We start from the raw sequence: 20141 nt of genomic DNA, 5'->3' as shown, positions 1-20141 counted from the left end.
AAGATCCCCTGTGGGAGGGGCCAAGCCCTAATGCCAGTCAGTGAAGGCTTTTTGTAGGAGCGAGCTTGCTCGCGAAGAGCTCAGGGCCCCCGCGTTTATTCAGAATGAGTGCGTTGCCTGGACGTTTTTCGCGAGCAAGCTCGCTCCTACAGTGGACCACTTCGGGGCAAGCCCTCTCCCACATTTTTTTACTGCATCAAACCAGGATCATTGTTGGGTCAATTGAGTCCACAACGCTGGCGCACCGGCTGCCTTGGCGATCGCGTCCAATCGTGCGGCATGCTCGGCCAGATCCTGCTCGCTGGCACGGATGATAGCCGTAGGCCTGCGATCAGCCGGCAGGCGACGGATCTCCGAGGGACGATTGCCCGAGCCTTCCGCCGAACCGTTGCCATCGGTGGCATTACCGGCCAGCGACAGGCTGGTCTGCCCACCGGTCATGGCCAGATAGACCTCAGCCAGAATCTCGGAGTCGAGCAAGGCGCCGTGCAGTTCACGGCCGGAGTTGTCCACGCCGTAACGTTTGCACAAGGCATCGAGGCTGTTGCGTTGGCCCGGGTGACGCTCGCGGGCCATCATCAAGGTGTCGAGGATCGAGCAGTGCTGGGAAATATCCGCTCGATCCATCTGCCCCATCAGGGAAAATTCATTATTGATGAAGCCGACGTCGAACGCCGCGTTATGAATGATCAGTTGGGCGCCGTTGATGAACTCGAAAAACTCATCGGCCACTTCGGCAAAGCGCGGCTTGCCCTTGAGGAACTCGTCGGTGATGCCGTGGACGCCGATCGCGCCTTCGTCACTGTCGCGGTCCGGTTGCAGGTAGACGTGAAAGTGACGACCGGTCAGACGGCGGCCCATCAGTTCGACACAGCCGATTTCGATGATCCGGTGACCATCGGTCACCGGCATGCCGGTGGTTTCGGTATCGAGTACAACGGATCGGATGGCCATCAGGGTTCAGCTCTCAACGGTGTGGGGTGAGTCAAAGGGCGCGATGTTAACACGTCAGCAGGCTTCAGCTCTGCTTGTAGCCGCGCACTTCATCCACGCCCCTGTTGGCGAGTTGGTCGGCCCGTTCATTGCCGGGATGACCGATATGCCCACGCACCCATTTCCAGGTGATGTCATGCCGGTTGCATTGCTCATCGAGCAATTGCCACAGGTCGGCATTCTTGACCGGTTCCTTGGACGCCGTTTTCCAGCCGCGCTTCTTCCAGTTGACCATCCACTCGTTGATGCCCTTCATTACATATTGCGAATCGGTCACCAGCAGGACGTTGCAGCGCCGCTTGAGCTCTTCCAAGCCGCGAATGGCGCCCATCAGCTCCATGCGGTTGTTGGTGGTGTTGGCTTCGCCGCCCCACAACTCCTTCTCCACGCCCTTGCACACCAGCAATGCGCCCCAGCCGCCGGGGCCGGGGTTGCCCTTGCAGGCGCCATCGGTGAAGAGTTCTACGCTATCGGTCATCGGTTATTGAGCCTGAATCAAAAGAGGTTTTACGGTTCGCGCTGTTCGCGGTTGACCTTGGCCAGGGGCATCGGCACCAGCTTGGCGAGCGGTTCGCGGCGCACTTGCTGCACCGGCCGCAGCCCGACCGCGATCTTGCGCGCCACTAATAAATAGAAGCCCCCACCCGACAGTTGCCAGGCACCTGCGCGGCGTTCCCAGCCGGCGAGGCGCCCCTGCCATTTGGCGGACGCAAGCGGCGGACGATAGCACCCGAAGCGGCGTTTCTCCAGCGCGAAGCCCAGCAGGTTCAGCCAGTCGCCCACCCGTGAAGGTGCGATGCAGCGCGCCTGGCGCAGGCCGTCCTGGGCAAACGCGTGGCGCAGGCCCCAACTGCTCCAGGGGTTGATGCCGACAATCAGCAAATGGCCACCGGGACGCACGCTGCTGGCGGCTTCGCGCAACAAGCCATGGGGAGACAGGCAAAAATCCAGGCCATGCTGCAATACCACCACATCGGCGGCGTGTTCGCTCAACGGCCAGGCCTGCTCCTCGCAGACGATTTCCACGCCCGGCAACGGCGCCCCCAGGCGTACATTGCGTTGTACCTGCGGTGCGCACGGCGGCGTTTCGGCCGACGGGCCGTAATGCACCAGGTAGCCACCAAAGAACCGGCCCAGCTCGTCATCGAGCATGCGCCGCTCTTCATCCAGCAGAAATTGCCCAAGCGGCCCGGACAACCATTCGCGGGCTGCACCGATCAGGGCCAGCCACTCAGGATCGGCCTGGGCGAACGCTTTATCAGTCATTGCATTCTCCAACTCGCCTAGACGTTCTAAGATGCACCAATGTGTTCAGCTTGGCGAATCGAAGAATGATACAGATCAGTGCCCTGCCCGCCTTCACCGATAACTACATCTGGTTGTTACAGGATGAGCAAACCCACCGTTGCGCCGTGGTCGACCCCGGTGACGCCGCGCCGGTGCTCGCCTGGCTCAAGCAGAACCCGGCCTGGACCCTCAGCGATATCCTGGTCACCCACCATCACCATGACCACGTCGGCGGCGTCGAGCAACTCAAGACGGTCACCGGCGCCAGGGTGTATGGCCCCGCGAACGAGAAAATCCCGGCACGGGACGTCGACTTGCAGGACAACGACCGCATCACCGTGCTCGGCTGGGATTTCGATGTGTATGCAGTGCCCGGCCACACCCTTGGCCACATCGCTTATTACCATCAAGGCGTGCTGCTGTGTGGCGACACCCTGTTTGCCGCCGGTTGCGGTCGCCTGTTCGAAGGCACGCCGCAACAGATGCACGCGTCCCTGGAACGCCTGGCTGCCCTGCCTGCCGACACCCTGGTGTACTGCACCCACGAATACACACAAAGTAACCTCAAGTTTGCCCAAGCCGTGGAACCGGATAATGCCGACATCGCTGAACGGGTCGCGGAAGTCGCTCAATTGCGTGCCCGTGGCGAGATGACGCTGCCGTCCAACCTGGCCCTGGAAAAACGCACCAACCCTTTTCTACGCACCTCTGAAACATCCGTTAAACAAAAAGCGGACGAACGGAACGGACGCGACAACCGCTCTGGGGCCGAGGTGTTTGCTAGCTTGAGGGCTTGGAAAGATAAGTTCTAAGCGGACGCAATCTGATACGTAATTTCTGAATGGTTGACCGGAACCGAAGCGCTTTCTAGAATCGCCCGACATTTTTGCCCGGAACTTACTTCCAGCCAATGTCGTCATCTATTCGTAAATCCATTTCTTCAGACGCATTGACCCGCCTGGCTCAAGCCGTGGCGGTGGCCGTTTCCGCAACTCTGGCGGGCTGCCAATCGACTCATTACGCTGCACAATCCACCGTGCAACCCAAACCCAATCTTGCTGCCAAGATCAAGCAAAAACCTATTTGGCTCTCAGAGAAGCCTAGCCCCGAAGTGCCCCAGGATGTCTGGGAACGCATGCGTCGGGGCTTTCAATTGCAGGACGGCGTAGGGGTCAACCCGCGCATCGAGCAACAACGCCTGTGGTTCGCCAGCAACCCGTCCTTCCTGGAGAACGCCGGCGAACGCGGCAGCCTCTACATTCATTACATCGTCGAGCGCCTTGAAGAACGCAATATGCCCCTGGAGCTGGCGCTGCTGCCAGTGATTGAAAGTGCCTACAACCCGATGGCCTATTCGCGCAGCGATGCGGTCGGCTTGTGGCAGTTCATTCCGTCCACCGGGCGCTACTTCAACCTGCGCCAGACCCGCGCCTACGACGGTCGCCGCGATATCACCGCCTCCACCACCGCCGCACTGGACTACCTGACCCGTCTGCACGACATGTTCAACGGCGACTGGCTGCTGGCCCTGGCGGCCTACAATGCCGGTGAAGGCACGGTGAGCCGTGCCATCGAGCGCAACGAGAAGCTCGGCCTGCCGACGGACTACTGGAACCTGCCGCTGCCCCAGGAAACCAAGGACTACGTGCCCAAATTCCTGGCGTTGTCCCAGGTGGTGCTGGCCCCCGAGGCGTATGGCGTCAACCTCAACCCGATTGCCAACACGCCGTATTTCGAAGTGGTTGAAGTCAAGCAAAGCATGGACCTGTCCCGGGTCGCCGCGCTGGCGGAAATCGATGAAGACGAGCTGTTCCAGCTCAACCCGGCCCTGAAACAACGCACCACCCTGGACGGCCCCCAGCATTTGCTGGTGCCCACCTCCAAGGCGCAACTGCTCACCAGCACCCTGTCGACGATGAAGCCGGAAGAATTGTTGAGCATGCGCCCGAAAAAGCCGGTGTTCGACGAAGTCGAGACCAAGGCGGTGGCTGGGCGTACCCGCAGCTACAAGGTGCGCACTGGCGACAACCTCACACTGATCGCCAAGGCCAACAAGGTCGATGTGCATGACCTGCAGCGCTGGAACAAGCTCAACGGCCAGGCGCTCAAGGTCGGCCAGACCCTGGTGATGCAGGACACGCGTAAAGCCGCCGCGACCAAACCGGTGCAGTACAAGGTCAAGAAAGGCGACTCGCTGTACATGGTCGCCAAGCGCTTCAACGTCGAGATGCAACATCTCAAGCGTTGGAACCCACGCACCGGCCAGGCGCTGAAGCCCGGGCAGATGCTGGTGGTTTCCGGGCCAAGATAAAGGCCTGAAGTACACCGGGGAACCTAATGTGGGAGGGGGCTTGCTCCCGATAGCGGTGGGTCAGTTAGCCTATGTAGTGACTGGCACAAAGCTATCGGGGGCAAGCTGTTCTGGCCTAATGATCCCGGACACCTCTTAAGGGCGATATGATTCGCCCAATCAGGAGGTTCCATGCAACAGCGAAAGACCTATACCCGCGAGTTCAAGCAACGTGCTGCAAGCATGGTTCTTGATGATAACTGCTCAGTTCCCGACGTCTGTGCATCCATGGCCGTTGGCCCTACGGCTCTGCGCCGCTGGGTGGATCAGGTTCGTAAAGAGCGTCACAAAGGGCAGCCAGTGGCAGGTACCAAGGCTATCAGCGACGAACAGCGAGAGCTTCAACAGCTACGAGCCAAGGTCAAGCGCCTGGAGACTGAGGCTGAAATCTTAAAAAAGGCTACGGCTCTCTTGATGTCGGATCCCGATCGTTTTTCCTGATCGAGGAACTGAGGGAGTCGAGTTCATATCCGACCAGCCTGCTTTGCAGTGCGCTAGGCGTTTCTCGTAGCGCGTTTTATGACTGGATCAAGCGTCGCTCAGCGCCGAATGCCGAGCGTGACGCGCTTAGAGCAAAAGTCGTGCAATTGCATGTCGAAAGCCGGGAAAGTGCAGGCGCGCGGATGATTTCTCAGCACTTGAAAGCCCAGCAGATCAAGGTGGGACGGTATTTAGTTGCAAAGCTCATGGCGGAGGCAAATCTGGCCAGCAAACAGCGCCGCCGCCATCAGTATCGTTCTAGAGGCGTCGAAGCGTTTGTGGCCAAGAACTTGCTTGAGCGTAACTTCGAGCCAACCGCAATTAATCAAGTCTGGTGCGGCGACGTTACCAGCCTGATGGTTGGGAAACGCTGGTATCACTTGGCAGCGGTCATTGATCTGTTCGCCCGCCGAATCGTTGGCTGGGCGTTTTCTCTGATCAATGACGCCAACCTGGTTAGCAAGGCGCTGAGAATGGCGGTGGAGGTTCGAGGCAAACATGCAGGCTTGATGTTTCATTCGGATCAAGGCTGCCAATACACCAGCCAGCTCTTTCAATCCGAGCTGCTGGGGCATGGGATAACGCAAAGCATGAGCCGTAGGGGGCAGTGCTGGGACAACGCGCCAACAGAGCGTTTCTTCGGGACGCTCAAATCAGAGTGGGTGCCCACCAAAGGCTATACGACAGTTGAAGAAGCCAAGCAGGATATGACTTGCTTCTTCATGCGATACAACCGGATCAGGCTGCACAGCTACAACAACTACCTGTCGCCAATAGCCATGGAGCAGGAGGCGGCTTGATCACCGTAATCGGTGTCCGGAAAAACTTGACCAGAACAAGCCCCCTCCCACATTGGATCTTCAGTGCTCTCAGCAGCCTTTTTCCATCCGGAACAAGCTGTTACTGTACCGATCATAAAGCCCAAGCCGCCCGGATCGGATCTCTGACTTGAAGCGTTCCCTCCTTCTACTAATAAGTCTGGCCTTGAGCTTTGCTGCGAACGCGACGATTACCGAGAGCCACGGTTACGCGCAGTTCGGCACACTCAAGTACCCGGCCAAATTCACCCATTACGATTGGGTAAACCCTGCAGCGCCGAAAGGCGGGACACTGCGGGTGATGGCCTTTGGCACGTTCGACACCCTCAACCCTTATACCTTCAAGGGCACCAGCCCGGTTTCCACCGGTAACTTCCTGCAGTACGGCGTCAACGAGCTGAACGAACCGCTGATGGTCGGCACCGGCCAGTACGCCCCTTCCGGCGATGAGCCGACGTCCAGCTACGGCCTGATTGCCCAATCGGTGGAATACAGCGAGGACCGCAGCTGGGTGGTGTTCAACCTGCGCCATGAGGCACGTTTTCACGATGGCACGCCGATTACCGCCGATGACGTGGCGTTTTCCTACCGGACTCTATTGACCGAAGGCCACCCGCAATACCGCACCAACCTGCAGGAAGTGGCACGGGTCGACATCCTCAATCGCCATCGCATTCGTTTTGTGTTCAAGCGCGCCGGCAACCCGCTGCTGATCCTGCGCCTGGGCGAGTTGCCCGTGCTGCCACAGCATTACTGGAAGAACCGCGACTTCAAGGCCACCACCTTCGAGCCGCCACTGGGCAGCGGGCCGTACCGCATCAGCAAGGTCACCCCCGGCCGCCAGCTGGTGTTCGAACGGGTCAAGGATTACTGGGGCAAGAACCTGCCGGTCAACCAGGGTTTGTATAACTACAACAAGGTGGAGGTGGAGTTCTACCGCGACAGCGACGTCGCCTTTGAAGCCTTCAAGGCGGGCGAATTCGACATTTATATCGAACACCAGGCCAAGAACTGGGACACCGGCTACCACTTCCCGGCGGTGAACCGCGGCGAGGTTATCAAGGCGCAGATCGCCCACCGCATCCCCACTCAGAGCCAGGGCCTGTTCATCAACACCCGGCGCCCGGCCTTCAGCCAGACCAAGGTGCGCGAAGCCCTGGGGTTGATGTTCGACTTCGAATGGACCAACCGCACCCTGTTCAGCAATGCCTACAAACGCGCCTTGAGTTACTACCCCAACAGCGAATTTTCCGCCACCGGCGTTCCGGTCGGTCACGAGTGGCTGATGCTCTCGCCCTACCGCGACCAACTGCCGGCCAGGCTGTTTACCCAGGCCTTCAGCCTGCCGCAGACCGACGGTCGCGGCATCCCCCGCGACACCCTGCGCCGCGCCCTGGGCCTGCTCGGCGAGGCCGGCTGGAAGCTGTCCGGCCAACGCCTGTTGAACCAGGATGGGCAACCGCTGCGCCTGGAAATCCTGCTGGTCAACCCGAATCTGGAGCGCATCCTGCAGCCCTATGTCGAGAACCTGATCAGTATCGGCATCGACGCGCACCTGCGCACCGTTGACCGTGCGCAGTACAAGCAGCGCCTCGACCAGTTCGACTTCGACATGATCCTGGTCACCCTCAACCAGACCCTCAGCCCAGGGCTGGAACAGTGGCAGTACTTCCATTCCAGCCAGGCTGCCATCAAGGGCAGCAAGAATTACGCCGGCATCGCCAACCCCGTGGTCGACCACCTGCTGGAACAACTGCTCGCGGCCCAGACCCGCGAAGAACAACTGGCCGCCGGCCGCGCCCTGGACCGGGTGCTGCTGTGGCAGCACTACAGCATTCCCAATTGGTACCTCAACTATCATCGCCTGGCGTACCGCAACCGGTTCGCGTTTGTCACCACGCCGCCCTACAGCCTGGGCTTGAGCGCATGGTGGCTGAAAGCTTCGGAGAAAGCCCAATGATGTCTTTGCGCAGTACTCTATTCGCCAGCCTGTTGCTGTGCAGCGCGGCCCAGGCCGCCCCGCAACATGCGTTGACGTTGTATAACGAGCCGCCCAAGTATCCCGCCGATTTCAAGCATTTTGACTATGTGAACCCCGACGCCCCCAAGGGCGGCACCTTCCGCGAGTCGGCCATGGGCGGCTTTGACAGCCTCAACCCCTACATCAGCAAAGGCGTGCCCGCAGACAATCTGCCGTTGATCTACGACACGCTGGCCATGCAGAGCCTGGACGAGCCCATCACCGAATACGGCCTGGTGGCCGGCAAGATCGAAAAGGCGCCGGACAACAGTTGGGTGCGCTTCTATCTGCGGCCCGAGGCACGCTTCCATGATGGTCACCCGATCCGCGCCGAAGACGTGGTGTTCACCTTCCAGACCCTGATCAAGGATGGCACCCCGCTCTACCGCACTTACTACGCCGACGTGGATGAAGTGGTCGCCGAGGACCCGTTGCGGGTGCTGTTCAAATTCAAGCGCACCAACAACCGTGAGCTGCCACTGATCCTCGGGCAATTGCCGGTACTGCCTAAACATTGGTGGGCCAGCCGGGACTTTTCCAAGGGCAACCTGGAAATTCCGCTGGGCAGTGGCCCGTACAAGGTGGCTGAGGTCAAGGCCGGGCGCATGATTCGCTACGAGCGGGTCAAGGACTACTGGGCCAAGGACCTGCCGGTCGCCAAGGGTTTCTACAATTTCGATAACCGCATCACTGACTATTACCGCGACAGCACCGTGTCCCTGGAAGCCCTGAAAGCCGGGCAGTTCGATTATTGGCTGGAGTTCAGCGCGAAAAACTGGGCCAACGCCTACAACATTCCGGCGGTAGCCGAGGGCCGCTTGATCAAAGAAGAAATCCCCAACGGCAATCCCACCGGTATGCAGGGTTTCGTGTTCAATACGCGCAAACCGATGTTTCAGGATGTCCGGGTGCGCAAGGCCATCAGCCTGTTGCTGGATTTCGAATGGAGCAACAAACAGTTGTTCAATGGCGCCTATACCCGCACGCGCAGTTACTTCGAAAACTCGGAAATGGCCGCCACCGGTTTACCCGGCCCGGATGAACTGGCGATTCTCGAGCCCCTGCGCGACAAGATCCCTGCCGAAGTCTTCACCCAGTCCTTCGAGCCCTCCAAAACCGACGGTAGCGGCATGATCCGTGCGCAGCAGCGCGAGGCGTATCAGCTGTTGCAAGAGGCCGGCTGGAAGATCGTCGACGACAAGATGGTCGACACCACCGGCAAACCGGTCACCCTTGAATTCCTGCTGGCCCAAACCGAATTCGAGCGCATCCTGCTGCCGTTCAAGCGCAACCTGGCCGACCTGGGCATCGACCTGGTGATTCGCCGGGTTGACGTGTCGCAGTTCATCAACCGCCTGCGCTCGCGGGATTTCGACATGCTGGTGGGCAGCTTTCCGCAATCCACCTCGCCGGGTAATGAGCAGCGTGAGTTCTGGAAGTCGTCCAGCGCCGACAAACCCGGCAGCCGCAACTACATGGGCCTGAAAGACCCGGCCGTCGACCAGTTGGTCGAGCAGTTGATCGACGCCGACTCGCGCAAAAGTCTGATCGCCCACGCCAGGGCGCTGGACCGCGTGCTGCAGTTTGGTTACTACGTAATCCCCAACTGGCACATCAAGACCTTCCGTGTGGCGTATTGGGACCACCTCGGCCATCCGCAAGTCTCGCCGCGCTATGACGTCGGCACCGCCACCTGGTGGGCCAAACCCGACGTCAAACCGGCGATCCCCCTGGACACCACACAAAGCGCCGAAGCGGCGAGCGGAGGCGATTGAATGCTGGCCTATATTGTTCGTCGCCTGTTGCTGATCATCCCCACGCTGTTCGGCATTCTGCTGATCAACTTCGTGATCATCCAAGCCGCCCCCGGCGGGCCGGTGGAACAGATGATCGCCAAGCTCGAAGGCTTTGACGGCGCCACCAGCCGTATCGCCGGTGGCGGCGCCGAAGTCGCGGTGGCCGGTTCCAGCTATCGCGGCGCCCAGGGGCTGGACCCGGCGCTGATCAAGGAAATCGAGAAAATGTACGGCTTCGACAAGTCGGCGCCGGAACGCCTGTGGATCATGGTCAAGAACTATGCCCGGCTGGATTTCGGCGACAGTTTTTTCCGTGATGCCAAGGTCATCGACCTGATCAAGGAAAAGATGCCGGTGTCCATTTCCCTCGGGCTATGGAGCACCCTGATCATGTACCTGGTGTCGATCCCCCTGGGCATCGCCAAGGCTACGCGCCACGGCAGCCATTTCGATGTGTGGACCAGTTCGGCAATCATCGTCGGCTATGCGATCCCGGCGTTCCTGTTCGCCATTCTGTTGATCGTGGTGTTTGCCGGCGGCAGTTACCTGGACTGGTTCCCCTTGCGCGGGCTGACGTCCAACAACTTCGACGAATTGAGTTGGGGCGCCAAGGTGCTCGATTACTTCTGGCACCTGGCCCTGCCCGTGACCGCCCTGGTAATCGGTAACTTCGCCACCATGACCCTGCTGACCAAGAACAGCTTTCTCGACGAGATCAACAAACAGTACGTGGTCACCGCCAAGGCCAAGGGCCTGACCAACCACCGCGTGCTCTACGGCCATGTGTTCCGCAACGCGATGTTGCTGGTGATCGCCGGTTTTCCCTCGGCCTTCATCGGCATCTTCTTTACCGGGTCCTTACTGGTGGAAGTGATCTTCTCCCTCGACGGCCTCGGCCTGATGAGCTTTGAAGCGGCGATCAACCGCGACTATCCGGTGGTGTTCGGCACGCTGTTTATCTTCACGCTGCTGGGGCTGATCGTGAAACTGATCGGTGACCTCACCTACACCCTGGTCGATCCGCGTATCGACTTCGCCAGCCGGGAGCATTGAGATGAACCTGTCCCCCCTCAATCGCCGCCGGTTCGAGCGGTTCAAGGCGAACAAGCGTGGCTGGTGGTCGCTGTGGCTGTTCCTGATCCTGTTCGGGCTGAGCCTGGGCGCCGAGTTGATCGCCAACGACAAACCGCTGGCCGTGCACTTCGACGGTGACTGGTACTTCCCGGCGCTCAAGCGCTACCCGGAGACCACCTTCGGCGGCGAGTTCCCCCTGGAAGCCAATTACAAGAGCCCGTATATCCAGGAATTGCTCAAGGCCAAGGACGCCTGGACCTTATGGGCACCGATCCCGTTCAGCTACCAGAGCATCAACTACGACCTCAAAGTGCCGGCCCCGGCGCCGCCGTCCAGCGTCAACCTGCTGGGCACCGATGACCAGGGCCGCGATGTACTGGCGCGGGTCATCTACGGTTTTCGCGTGTCGGTGCTGTTTGCGCTGACGCTGACCGTGCTCAGCTCAATCATCGGCGTGATCGCCGGCGCCCTGCAGGGTTTTTACGGCGGTTGGGTGGACCTGGCCGGGCAACGTTTCCTGGAGATCTGGTCCGGGTTGCCGGTGCTGTACCTGCTGATCATTCTCGCCAGCTTCGTGCAGCCCAATTTCTGGTGGCTGCTGGGCATCATGCTGCTGTTCTCGTGGATGAGCCTGGTGGACGTGGTGCGCGCCGAGTTCCTGCGCGGGCGCAACCTGGAGTACGTGCGCGCGGCCCGTGCGCTGGGCATGCAGAACGGCGCGATCATGTTCCGCCATATCCTGCCCAATGCGATGGTCTCGACCATGACCTTCATGCCGTTCATCCTCACCGGCGCCATCGGCACCCTCACCGCCCTGGACTTCCTGGGCTTCGGCCTGCCGGCCGGCTCGCCGTCATTGGGCGAACTGGTGGCCCAGGGCAAATCCAACCTGCAAGCGCCGTGGCTGGGCATGAGCGCGTTTGCCGTGCTGGCGATCATGTTGAGCCTGCTGGTGTTTATCGGCGAGTCCGCTCGCGATGCCTTCGACCCGAGGAAATGAGATGAATCAGGACAATCTGATCGAAATCCGCGACCTCAGTGTCGAGTTCGTCACCGGCGAGCATCACCATCGCGTGGTCAATAACGTCAGCTTCGATATCAAGCGCGGCGAAACCCTGGCCCTGGTCGGCGAAAGCGGCTCCGGCAAATCGGTGACCGCCCATTCGATCCTGCGCCTGCTGCCCTACCCGTTGGCGCGGCACCCGTCCGGCACCATCCACTACGCCGGGCAAGACCTGCTGACGCTCAAGGAAAAGACCCTGCGGCACATTCGCGGTAACCGCATCGCGATGATCTTCCAGGAGCCGATGACCTCGCTGAACCCGCTGCACTGCATCGAAAAACAGATCAACGAAGTGCTCGGCCTGCACAAGGGCCTCAGCGGCAAGGTCGCCACCCAGCGCACCCTGGAACTGCTGGAGCTGGTGGGCATCCCCGAGCCGCACAAACGCCTCAAGGCATTGCCCCACGAACTCTCCGGTGGCCAGCGCCAGCGGGTGATGATCGCCATGGCCCTGGCTAACGAGCCGGAACTGCTGATCGCCGATGAGCCGACCACGGCCCTCGATGTAACGGTGCAATTGAAGATCCTGGAACTGCTCAAGGAACTGCAGGCGCGCCTGGGCATGGCGTTATTGCTGATCAGCCACGACTTGAACCTGGTACGCCGGATCGCACACCGGGTGTGCGTGATGCAACAGGGCTGCATCGTCGAACAGGCCGATTGCGAGGCGCTGTTCCAGGCGCCGCAACACCCTTACACCCAGGAATTGCTGGCGGCGGAACCCAGCGGCGGGCCGGCCACCAACGCCGCCGGGCCACCGCTGTTGGAAGTGGACGACCTGAAAGTCTGGTTCCCGATCAAGAAAGGCTTTTTGCGCAACACCGTCGATTACGTCAAGGCCGTGGACGGCATCAACTTCAGCCTGCCCCAGGGGCAAACCCTGGGCATCGTCGGCGAAAGCGGCTCGGGCAAGTCCACCCTGGGCCTGGCGATCCTGCGCTTGATCGCAAGCCAGGGCGGCATTCGCTTCGAAGGCCAGCAACTCGACCGCCTCACCCAGCAACAGGTACGCCCGCTGCGCCGCGAAATGCAGGTGGTGTTCCAGGACCCCTTCGGCAGCCTGAGCCCGCGCATGTGCGTCAGCGAGATCGTCGGCGAGGGCTTGCGCATCCATAAAATGGGCACGCCCGCCGAGCAGGAGGCGGCGATTATTGCCGCCCTCAAGGAAGTCGGCCTGGACCCGGAGTCGCGGCACCGCTACCCCCACGAATTTTCCGGCGGCCAGCGTCAGCGCATCGCCATCGCCCGCGCCCTGGTGCTCAAACCGCGCCTGATCCTGCTGGATGAGCCGACGTCGGCGCTGGACCGTACCGTGCAACGCCAGGTGGTGGAACTGCTGCGCGGTTTGCAGGCCAAGTACAACCTGACCTACCTGTTCATCAGCCATGACTTGGCGGTGGTCAAGGCGCTGAGTCACCAGTTGATGGTGGTCAAGCAGGGTCAGGTAGTGGAGCAAGGCGATGCCGGGGCGATTTTCGCCAACCCACAACACCCCTATACTCGGCAATTACTGGAAGCAGCCTTTCTGGTGCCCGCTTAACGTCGGAGCCCTCGCCATGTCGTTGAACACTCGCGCCCACCCTTCGCACTCGCCGCGCTTCTGGCGCGATGAGCGCTTGCCGTTCATCGAGGCGCGCACCATCGCCGACGGACGCAAGGTGACGTATACGCGGCATGCCCATGAACATTTTTCCATTGGCGCAATCACCTGCGGGCGCAGCTATTACCACCATGGCGCGCAGACCTACCAGATCAGCGCCGGCACTGTGGTGTTGATGAACCCCGGCGACGTGCATGCCTGCAATCCTATCGAAAACGAGCATTGGTCCTACCATATGCTCTACCTCGACACGCCCTGGCTGACCGACCTGCAGCATCAACTGGGCTTCAGTACCGACCAGGGTTACCGCCCGTTCAACTCCCCACACACGCGGGACCCGTCGTTGTACAACGGCTTGCTGGCGTTGTACCGCCTGTTGGTGGATGAGCGGGCCGAACTGCTGCACAAACAGAGCGCGCTGGTGAGCTACTTCAGCGAGGTGCAGCAGCGCCTGAACCCTTCGCTTGCACCGGTACGAGAGGTCAATCACAAACTGGAGCGGGCCGCCGACTACATCCGTGAACACTGCACCGAGGCCCTGAAGCTCGAGGACATTTGCCAAGCGGCCGAGCTGTCGCCGTCTTATTTGATTCGCGCCTTCAAACAGTATTACGGGCTGACACCCCATGCCTTTCTGGTCAATCGCCGTATCCAGTTCGCCCGCACCCAGCTGCGCCATGGCGAGCTGATTGCCGACGTGGCCCTGGCCGCAGGCTTTGCCGACCAGGCGCATTTCCAGCGTGCGTTCAAGCAGCATTTCGCCGCCACGCCCGGGCAATACCGCGAAATACTCAAGCCATCAGCAAATAACCCACACTGGCCACCAGCAACGCGGCCATCGAGCGGTTGAATACTCTGACACCCTGGGGATTGTGCAGGTAGCGCCGCAGAAACGTTCCGGCATAGGCCCAGCACGCCACCGACAGGTAGCAGATCACCAGGTAGAGGCCAGCGAACAACCAGACTTGCCCGGCATCGCCGTCCGCCGCAAACAGCCCCATTCCCGCCACACAGGCCAGCCAGGCCTTGGGGTTGAGCCACTGCATGATCGCGCCGTACAACATCGATGGCGCCGTGGCAGCGCCATCGGCCTGCAACTGGCCATCATCGACGGCGAGCTTCCAGGCCATGTACAGCAAAAAGGCCACCCCGCCCCACTGGATCAGTTGGGTCAGGATCGGCCAGCGCAGCAGCACCTCGTGCAGGCCCAGGCCGATCAGTATCAACAGCAGCGTGAAGCCGAGCGCAGCGCCGAACACGTGCTTCTGGCTGGCAGCAAACCCGAAGCGCGCGCCGCTGCTCAGGGCGACCACGTTGACCGGCCCAGGCGTAATGGAAGTGGCGAGGGCGAAGGCAGCCATGGAAATGATCAAGCTCATTGCGGTTCCTTTTCGTGATGTCATACGGATGACATCACGCTATAGGCTGGAGCGAACTCGGTATTGAACAAAATGCCCCTCAAGCTGCGCGAGGCATCCGCTCAGCGCTGCGCGGGGATCCGGATATCGCCGCTGCGGCACTGGCTTTTCACGCTGCGCGGGCAACCGGCGAAGGCCAGGTCCTTGGTCAGGCATACCCGCACTTCAGACAGCACTTTGCCTTTGCAGATGACAGCCATCCCGTGATTGCCCATGCGTGGGTTGCTGTCGCGAAACAGTGCCTCGATCTCGCTGGCCGCTAATGACGGCGGCGTATTGAACGGCTGCAGTTGTGGCGGAATGACCACCGCCCCCAGTGCCGTATCGGTTTTCTCCAGGTAATCCAGCGGCACGAGCCCGCTGCAGGTGCCGTGCTTGGCCCATTCATGCTTGAGCAGCGCACGGGTGGGAAACAGCGTCGCGCCCTTGCGCATTTCCTCGTTGGTCAATCGCACATCAGGTGCACAGGAGGCCGGCCACCCGCCTCGCGCGTACTGCGGCCACAAGCCATGCAGGACAAACCCGTAGCCTTTGCCCGAACACTGTTCATTGTTCGGGTGTGTCAGGCAAAACGTCGGCGACCATGACAGCGACAATACATAGAAATCAAAGTCCCCCGGCAGCCCTTGGCTGCGCGGCGCTGCCGTTGCGCCGGTGATGATCAGCAGCCACCCCACCATCCAGTATTTCATCGCGATATCCGTTTAAACAAAGTGAATCACCACGCTATCGCGACGGCTAGGGATGTTGAGAATAACGTTGCAGCACCTTGTCCAGGATTCGATCCGTCTTCAGCGCCTCGATTGCCAGCGAAGGGTGCTTGGCTTCCCCACGGATATGGGCATTCATCGCAAGCACGTGGTGCCATTGGATGTGCGCATGACAAGGCACTTCCAGCACCTCATCGGACTCCCCTTCAAGACGCAGCGGCTGGTCTTCGAATACCGAGAACGTGATGCGTCCATGACTGCCGATCAACTCGACCCGGTCTTCGCGGCGGTCTGCCACGAAGTTCCAGCAGCCCATGCCCAACGCACCGCTGGCAAAGGTCCAGCAGGCGGTCACTGCATCTTCCGCCGCGTAACGCCCGGCCTGCCGTGCGGTGAAGCCCGAGACTTCGACGATATCTCCCGCCAGGTACTGGAACAGGTCGAACCCATGGCTGGCCAGGTCGGCAAAATAACCGCCGCCGGCAATCGCCGGGTCCGTGCGCCAATTGGCGGGATTGGTGTCGGCCTGTGCCGCAGGCTTGCACAGGGTCCAGGTCAGGTGGCGTAGCTCGCCGATACGGCCTTCCTGCAACCAGCTGCGCACTTGCTGAAAGCGTGGCAATGAGCGCCGATAGTAGGAGACGAACAGGTGCAGCCCGGCGCGCTCGAAGGTGCGTTGCATCAATGCGCTCTGTTCGGCGTTCAACGACATGGGCTTTTCGACGCAGCAATGCTTGCCTGCCGCTGCCACCATCAAGCTGTACTCGAGGTGGCTGTCGGGTGGCGTGGCGATGTACACCGCGTCCACCTCGGGGTCGTCGATCAGGGCCTGGGCGTCGGTATAGAAGCGGGCAATGCCATGACGTGTCGCATAATCGCGCACGGCGTCCTCGCGCCGCCCCATCACGGCTACCAGGGCAGAACCTGGCGCTTTGTAGAAAGCGGGTCCACTCTTCAATTCAGTGACACTGCCACAGCCGATCATGCCCCAACGTACGGTGCTCATCTGCTCTCCTCGTTCGTTTATGTCAATCGGGCAGTATCCACATACACACCCTGGCGCGCCATAACCACTTAGCATGACAATTGCATTACACTTTTATGACAGAGATTTCGTTACGGGCACAGATGATGAAAATACGGGCCACGGTCATATGCGAACACGAGGGGCATATCCTCTTCGTGCGCAAGGCAAGATCGAAATGGGCGTTGCCGGGCGGTAAGGTCGAACGCGGTGAACGCCCGGTGGGCGCGGCAGAACGCGAGCTGGAAGAAGAAACGGGGTTGAACGTGGACGGCTTGCTGTACCTGCAGGAGCTGAAGGCCCGCGACACCCTGCACCATGTATTCGAGGCCTCGGTGGTGAACATCGACGAGGCGCGACCGTGCAACGAGATCGTCGACTGCCAGTGGTACGCCTACAACGCTCTCGATGAATTGGACACCACTGACGCCACGCGGCACATCGTCAAATCTTTCCTGCGCCGCCTCTGACGCGACGGTTTGACTGGCGAGCCGTGCTGCCACTGCTGTGCACAGGGTCAAATTCAAGGCAAAAAAAATCCCAAGTAGCTGATGGAAACTTGGGATTTAAAAATGCATAAACCGTGGGAGGTGAACGCACGGCTATATTAGCGATTGCAAAAACACGTCACAAGATTATTTTCTTCCTTTCGTCGGATTGGAAGCATCGTAAGTCATTCAATAACCACATGTTTTTTAAGGAAAGAGGCAAATTTGTGCCACTTTTTGGTGCAAGTTAGGGGCAAGGCTTTGAACTTTATCCACTTATAAAAAAGGGATATTAGTTATTCCACTTTCACAGTTTTCAATAACGGTTTGTTCAATCGCCTACATGCGCGCTGCAGCGCCCAACACTCCAGCACGAAGTTGCGCAAGCTGTCAGCTAATCGGGGGCTTAGGCGCTCATGAAGTCAGTATGCCCTGCTTTTTTCGTAGCGAACGTCATCACCCTCAACACGGCCGGCCCTCAGCCACCCCAGGCGCTGATAAAACCCGTTAGCGCGGACTTCATCGCGGCCATCAGTGACCAGGTACACGCGCTCGTGATGCACAAACAACGCGGCCTCGGCCACTGCCATCAACCGCCGGCCCAGGCCCAGGTTCTCGTGGGAAGGTAAGACGAACATCGCGAACACCTCGCCGGTCTCAAGATCGACCATGGAAAAGGCCGCTGCCTGGCCGTCCACTTCTGCGACCCATGCGCACGGGGCTGTGCGCAGCGCGTCGGCCAGTACCTGTGGCGTGATCCCCAGATCAGCCATCTGTTCAAGGCTCAAATGGTTTTGCACCACCGAGGTACGAATTTTAATGAGCGTGTCGAGGTCTTCGACGGTGGCCACTCGAATAAGCACTTGCATACATGCCTCCTGATCAAGCACGCGATTGTATGCAAATACTTACACAGCATTTGTCGTGGATTTGTAAACCACTCGGCAGCACGGTAGGAAAAAAACGCTTATTTACGCGCCACCTTATAGCGCACGCAATCCTGGTAAAAACTCTGGCGAATCGCCTCGGGTTTGAGCCGTGAACGGCTGTCATAGGTCTGCTCGGTAATGCCCATGGCCATCATGCGCATCCACGATTTGTTGAATTTGATGGTCTGGATCTTTTGCCGCGCGGCGTACAGCGACACCCCCGAAAGCTTGAGTTCCTGAGCCCTGGCAGCCGTGCCTGCGCCCCAACTGCACATATACTTGTCGCCCTCGCGCAACTCCCGAGCCTGCGCGGCTGCCGCGCCGCCGGCCAGGGAACAGGCAATCAGCATGATTCCAACAGTGCGCATTAGCTTCCTCACCTAACCACCTGAAATAAAAGTGATTCTGGCGAGAATTTTGTTACAGAGGGGCCATCAGATTGCCCTATCCTCCACCCCTCAGCCCCATGCCACCATCAACAGCCCGGCGCCCAGCACCAGGCACAGCGGCGAATAGAGAAAGGTATCCAGCTTGGCAAACCTGGAGCCGCCGACTTTTTTGAAAAACCCCACCAGCTCCGAATCCCCAATCGCCCGGGCAAACATTACCACGGCGATCGCACTGATCCCCCATTGCAGCGCCCCATGGGACACCGGCGGAAAATAAATCCCGGCGCGCAGACAGACGAGCAGCGCAATCGCCACCAGCCCCATGGCGACCAGAAAGGTGCCCAGCGCCGAGGGTTTGAATGCCGGCCTTGGCCCGCTGGCGAATTCGCCCGGTAATTGAGGAATGGCGGCCAGGCTGCCGAGTTTGCCGCCCGCGGCCCAGTACAGATGCACCATGCTGATGCAGGTAAAAATGGCGACGATCCAGCGCGCGATGATGAAGCTCATGGCGGGCTCCTCACAGAAATGTGCGAATGAGGATAGTCGCCCTGAAGGTTTCTGCAGGTATTTCGTCGGCGGAGCGGGCGCGCTGCACAAGCCCGCGCGCTCATTTCCCAAAGGTTGACCCGCGCTCTACTGGAGGCTTGCCTCAACCTTGCGCGCCACATCGTCCGTCAACCAGGCCTTCCACACATCAGGATGCTCCTTGAGGAACGCCTGGGCGACGTCCCTGGGTGCTGTGTGATGCTCGCTCATCGCCGCCAGCGCTTTGTTGAGCGGCTCGATGGGAAACTCGACCTTCTCAAAGAACTCGGCGATCTGCGGATGCTCCTTCTGGAACGGCGTGGACACGCCGATGCTCAATTTCGAGGCCAGCGAGCGCGTCGGCTTGGGATCAGGATTGTCCGCATCCGTCAGCGTCTTCCAGGCCTCGGCGTCGAACGGCGGCTCTTGCAGTTGAATCAATTTATAGCGGCCCATCAACGGCGTGGGCGACCAGTAGTAGAACAGCACCGGCTTGCCCCGGCGGATCGACGACGCAATCTCGGCATCCAGTGCCGCCCCCGAGCCGCTGCGAAAGTTCACGTAGCTGGTGTCCAGGCCGTACGCCTTGAGCTTTTGCTTGTTGACCACTTCCGAGGTCCAGCCGATGGGGCTGTTGAGAAAGCGCCCTTTGCCGGGAGACTCAGGGTCTCGGAACACATCCTTGTAGCGCGCCAGGTCGTTTACGCTTTTCAGGTCAGGGGCCAGGGGCTTGATGTTTTTGCTCGGGTCGCCCTTGACCACGTATTCCGGCACCCACCAACCTTCGGTGGCGCCCTTGACCGTATCGCCCAGGCCTACCACCTTGCCTTCAGCCTCGGCCTTGACCCAGACCGGACTGCGGCCCGCCCACTCTTCACCGATCACCTGGATGTCGTTCTTGGCCAGGGCGGTTTCCAGGGTGATGGTGGTACCGGGCAACGTGTCGGTTGGCAAGTCGTAGCCCTTCTCGACAATGAACCGCAGCACCTCGGTAATCAGGCTGCCGCTTTCCCAGTTCAGGTCGGCAAAGTGCACCGGCGCCTGGGCGGCCGATACCGGCATTGACGCCAGTGACAGGCCCAGGGCCGTCAACGATGCAGCCAGCAGTGTTCGCATTCCTTTCATACCCTCGCACCTCGCGATATCGCAGCCATCAGCGGACGGCTTTGCTGCTATG

The 20141-nt window shown here is 60.1% G+C and carries 21 protein-coding genes; 11 read left to right on the top strand and 10 right to left on the bottom strand.

All coding sequences use genetic code 11. From position 1 onward, the window contains the following. Positions 1-207 precede the first annotated feature (207 nt). The 3 genes from dnaQ to C4J91_RS13135 form a co-directional block, all read right to left on the bottom strand. Positions 208-948 (bottom strand): DNA polymerase III subunit epsilon, encoded by a 741-nt coding sequence (dnaQ, locus tag C4J91_RS13145; protein WP_164484583.1) that lies wholly within the window; start codon positions 946-948, stop codon positions 208-210. A 70-nt stretch (positions 949-1018) separates the two neighbouring features. After that, positions 1019-1471 carry a ribonuclease HI gene (gene rnhA, locus C4J91_RS13140; protein ID WP_057725161.1) on the bottom strand — a complete coding sequence of 151 codons (453 nt, stop codon included), beginning with the start codon at positions 1469-1471 and terminating at the stop codon, positions 1019-1021. Positions 1472-1500: 29 nt separating this feature from the next. Further along, the gene (locus C4J91_RS13135; protein ID WP_124362727.1) at positions 1501-2259 is read right to left on the bottom strand and encodes a class I SAM-dependent methyltransferase; all 759 of its coding nucleotides are present in this window, start codon (positions 2257-2259) and stop codon (positions 1501-1503) included. Positions 2260-2324: 65 nt separating this feature from the next. Here C4J91_RS13135 and gloB point away from each other — a divergent pair, with 65 nt between their 5' ends. From gloB to C4J91_RS13090, 10 genes are all read left to right on the top strand, one after another. Next, positions 2325-3092 carry a hydroxyacylglutathione hydrolase gene (gene gloB / locus C4J91_RS13130; RefSeq protein ID WP_124362726.1) on the top strand — a complete coding sequence of 256 codons (768 nt, stop codon included), beginning with the start codon at positions 2325-2327 and terminating at the stop codon, positions 3090-3092. Positions 3093-3190: 98 nt separating this feature from the next. After that, positions 3191-4591: a transglycosylase SLT domain-containing protein gene (locus C4J91_RS13125; protein ID WP_124362725.1), complete on the top strand. Its 1401-nt coding sequence runs from the start codon at positions 3191-3193 to the stop codon at positions 4589-4591. A 171-nt stretch (positions 4592-4762) separates the two neighbouring features. Continuing rightward, entirely contained in the window at positions 4763-5071 is a 309-nt protein-coding gene (locus tag C4J91_RS27775; RefSeq protein ID WP_256681590.1) for a transposase, read from the top strand. Then, the gene (locus C4J91_RS13120) at positions 5068-5910 is read left to right on the top strand and encodes an IS3 family transposase (RefSeq protein ID WP_305955271.1); all 843 of its coding nucleotides are present in this window, start codon (positions 5068-5070) and stop codon (positions 5908-5910) included. The genes C4J91_RS27775 and C4J91_RS13120 overlap by 4 nt, the downstream gene beginning before the upstream one ends. Before the next feature lie 148 nt (positions 5911-6058). Next, positions 6059-7888 (top strand): extracellular solute-binding protein, encoded by a 1830-nt coding sequence (locus C4J91_RS13115; protein WP_124362724.1) that lies wholly within the window; start codon positions 6059-6061, stop codon positions 7886-7888. Then, entirely contained in the window at positions 7885-9723 is a 1839-nt protein-coding gene (locus C4J91_RS13110; protein WP_124362723.1) for an extracellular solute-binding protein, read from the top strand. The genes C4J91_RS13115 and C4J91_RS13110 overlap by 4 nt, the downstream gene beginning before the upstream one ends. Continuing rightward, a complete protein-coding gene (locus tag C4J91_RS13105; RefSeq protein ID WP_124362722.1) occupies positions 9724-10797 on the top strand; it encodes a microcin C ABC transporter permease YejB in 1074 nt (357 codons plus the stop codon). 1 nt (position 10798) lies between these two features. Beyond that, a complete protein-coding gene (locus C4J91_RS13100) occupies positions 10799-11818 on the top strand; it encodes an ABC transporter permease (RefSeq protein WP_124362721.1) in 1020 nt (339 codons plus the stop codon). A gap of 1 nt (position 11819) precedes the next feature. Continuing rightward, positions 11820-13421 carry an ABC transporter ATP-binding protein gene (locus C4J91_RS13095; RefSeq protein ID WP_124362720.1) on the top strand — a complete coding sequence of 534 codons (1602 nt, stop codon included), beginning with the start codon at positions 11820-11822 and terminating at the stop codon, positions 13419-13421. Between the two features lie 16 nt (positions 13422-13437). Beyond that, positions 13438-14331: an AraC family transcriptional regulator gene (locus C4J91_RS13090; RefSeq protein ID WP_124362719.1), complete on the top strand. Its 894-nt coding sequence runs from the start codon at positions 13438-13440 to the stop codon at positions 14329-14331. Here the strand turns inward: C4J91_RS13090 and C4J91_RS13085 are convergent. From C4J91_RS13085 to C4J91_RS13075, 3 genes are all read right to left on the bottom strand, one after another. Beyond that, a complete protein-coding gene (locus C4J91_RS13085) occupies positions 14273-14860 on the bottom strand; it encodes a LysE family translocator (protein ID WP_124362718.1) in 588 nt (195 codons plus the stop codon). The two genes, C4J91_RS13090 and C4J91_RS13085, sit on opposite strands and share 59 nt — an antisense overlap. Positions 14861-14961: 101 nt before the next feature. Beyond that, positions 14962-15591 carry a ribonuclease T2 gene (locus tag C4J91_RS13080; RefSeq protein ID WP_124362717.1) on the bottom strand — a complete coding sequence of 210 codons (630 nt, stop codon included), beginning with the start codon at positions 15589-15591 and terminating at the stop codon, positions 14962-14964. Positions 15592-15637: 46 nt separating this feature from the next. Continuing rightward, positions 15638-16615, bottom strand: a complete 978-nt coding sequence (locus C4J91_RS13075; RefSeq protein ID WP_124362716.1) for a Gfo/Idh/MocA family protein — start codon at positions 16613-16615, stop codon at positions 15638-15640. Positions 16616-16740: 125 nt separating this feature from the next. Between C4J91_RS13075 and C4J91_RS13070 the strand changes: the two genes are divergently transcribed. After that, positions 16741-17103, top strand: coding sequence for an NUDIX hydrolase (locus C4J91_RS13070; protein WP_124365144.1), 363 nt, complete (start codon positions 16741-16743; stop codon positions 17101-17103). Positions 17104-17543: 440 nt separating this feature from the next. Here C4J91_RS13070 and C4J91_RS13065 read toward each other — a convergent pair whose 3' ends face one another. The 4 genes from C4J91_RS13065 to C4J91_RS13050 form a co-directional block, all read right to left on the bottom strand. Continuing rightward, the gene (locus C4J91_RS13065) at positions 17544-17990 is read right to left on the bottom strand and encodes a GNAT family N-acetyltransferase (RefSeq protein ID WP_124362715.1); all 447 of its coding nucleotides are present in this window, start codon (positions 17988-17990) and stop codon (positions 17544-17546) included. 98 nt (positions 17991-18088) lie between these two features. Continuing rightward, a complete protein-coding gene (locus tag C4J91_RS13060) occupies positions 18089-18418 on the bottom strand; it encodes a hypothetical protein (protein ID WP_124362714.1) in 330 nt (109 codons plus the stop codon). Between the two features lie 90 nt (positions 18419-18508). Beyond that, positions 18509-18946 (bottom strand): DUF3995 domain-containing protein, encoded by a 438-nt coding sequence (locus tag C4J91_RS13055; RefSeq protein ID WP_124362713.1) that lies wholly within the window; start codon positions 18944-18946, stop codon positions 18509-18511. Positions 18947-19072: 126 nt separating this feature from the next. Further along, positions 19073-20089: an ABC transporter substrate-binding protein gene (locus C4J91_RS13050; RefSeq protein ID WP_124362712.1), complete on the bottom strand. Its 1017-nt coding sequence runs from the start codon at positions 20087-20089 to the stop codon at positions 19073-19075. Positions 20090-20141 lie beyond the last annotated feature (52 nt).

The sequence above is a fragment of the Pseudomonas sp. R3-52-08 genome, from assembly GCF_003851745.1.
GTDB lineage: Bacteria > Pseudomonadota > Gammaproteobacteria > Pseudomonadales > Pseudomonadaceae > Aquipseudomonas.
The sequence above is the reverse complement of the archived record's forward strand: the minus strand, read 5'-3'. Positions and strand labels throughout refer to the sequence as shown.

Coding starts and splice junctions, on each gene's coding strand:
- rnhA (WP_057725161.1), bottom strand. CDS start 1,471: ATGACCGATAGCGTAGAACTCTTCACCGATGGCGCCTGCAAGGGCAAC.
- C4J91_RS13135 (WP_124362727.1), bottom strand. CDS start 2,259: ATGACTGATAAAGCGTTCGCCCAGGCCGATCCTGAGTGGCTGGCCCTG.
- gloB (WP_124362726.1), top strand. CDS start 2,325: ATGATACAGATCAGTGCCCTGCCCGCCTTCACCGATAACTACATCTGG.
- C4J91_RS13125 (WP_124362725.1), top strand. CDS start 3,191: ATGTCGTCATCTATTCGTAAATCCATTTCTTCAGACGCATTGACCCGC.
- C4J91_RS27775 (WP_256681590.1), top strand. CDS start 4,763: ATGCAACAGCGAAAGACCTATACCCGCGAGTTCAAGCAACGTGCTGCA.
- C4J91_RS13110 (WP_124362723.1), top strand. CDS start 7,885: ATGATGTCTTTGCGCAGTACTCTATTCGCCAGCCTGTTGCTGTGCAGC.
- C4J91_RS13105 (WP_124362722.1), top strand. CDS start 9,724: ATGCTGGCCTATATTGTTCGTCGCCTGTTGCTGATCATCCCCACGCTG.
- C4J91_RS13100 (WP_124362721.1), top strand. CDS start 10,799: ATGAACCTGTCCCCCCTCAATCGCCGCCGGTTCGAGCGGTTCAAGGCG.
- C4J91_RS13095 (WP_124362720.1), top strand. CDS start 11,820: ATGAATCAGGACAATCTGATCGAAATCCGCGACCTCAGTGTCGAGTTC.
- C4J91_RS13090 (WP_124362719.1), top strand. CDS start 13,438: ATGTCGTTGAACACTCGCGCCCACCCTTCGCACTCGCCGCGCTTCTGG.
- C4J91_RS13085 (WP_124362718.1), bottom strand. CDS start 14,860: ATGAGCTTGATCATTTCCATGGCTGCCTTCGCCCTCGCCACTTCCATT.
- C4J91_RS13080 (WP_124362717.1), bottom strand. CDS start 15,591: ATGAAATACTGGATGGTGGGGTGGCTGCTGATCATCACCGGCGCAACG.
- C4J91_RS13075 (WP_124362716.1), bottom strand. CDS start 16,615: ATGAGCACCGTACGTTGGGGCATGATCGGCTGTGGCAGTGTCACTGAA.
- C4J91_RS13070 (WP_124365144.1), top strand. CDS start 16,741: ATGAAAATACGGGCCACGGTCATATGCGAACACGAGGGGCATATCCTC.
- C4J91_RS13065 (WP_124362715.1), bottom strand. CDS start 17,990: ATGCAAGTGCTTATTCGAGTGGCCACCGTCGAAGACCTCGACACGCTC.
- C4J91_RS13060 (WP_124362714.1), bottom strand. CDS start 18,418: ATGCGCACTGTTGGAATCATGCTGATTGCCTGTTCCCTGGCCGGCGGC.
- C4J91_RS13055 (WP_124362713.1), bottom strand. CDS start 18,946: ATGAGCTTCATCATCGCGCGCTGGATCGTCGCCATTTTTACCTGCATC.
- C4J91_RS13050 (WP_124362712.1), bottom strand. CDS start 20,089: ATGAAAGGAATGCGAACACTGCTGGCTGCATCGTTGACGGCCCTGGGC.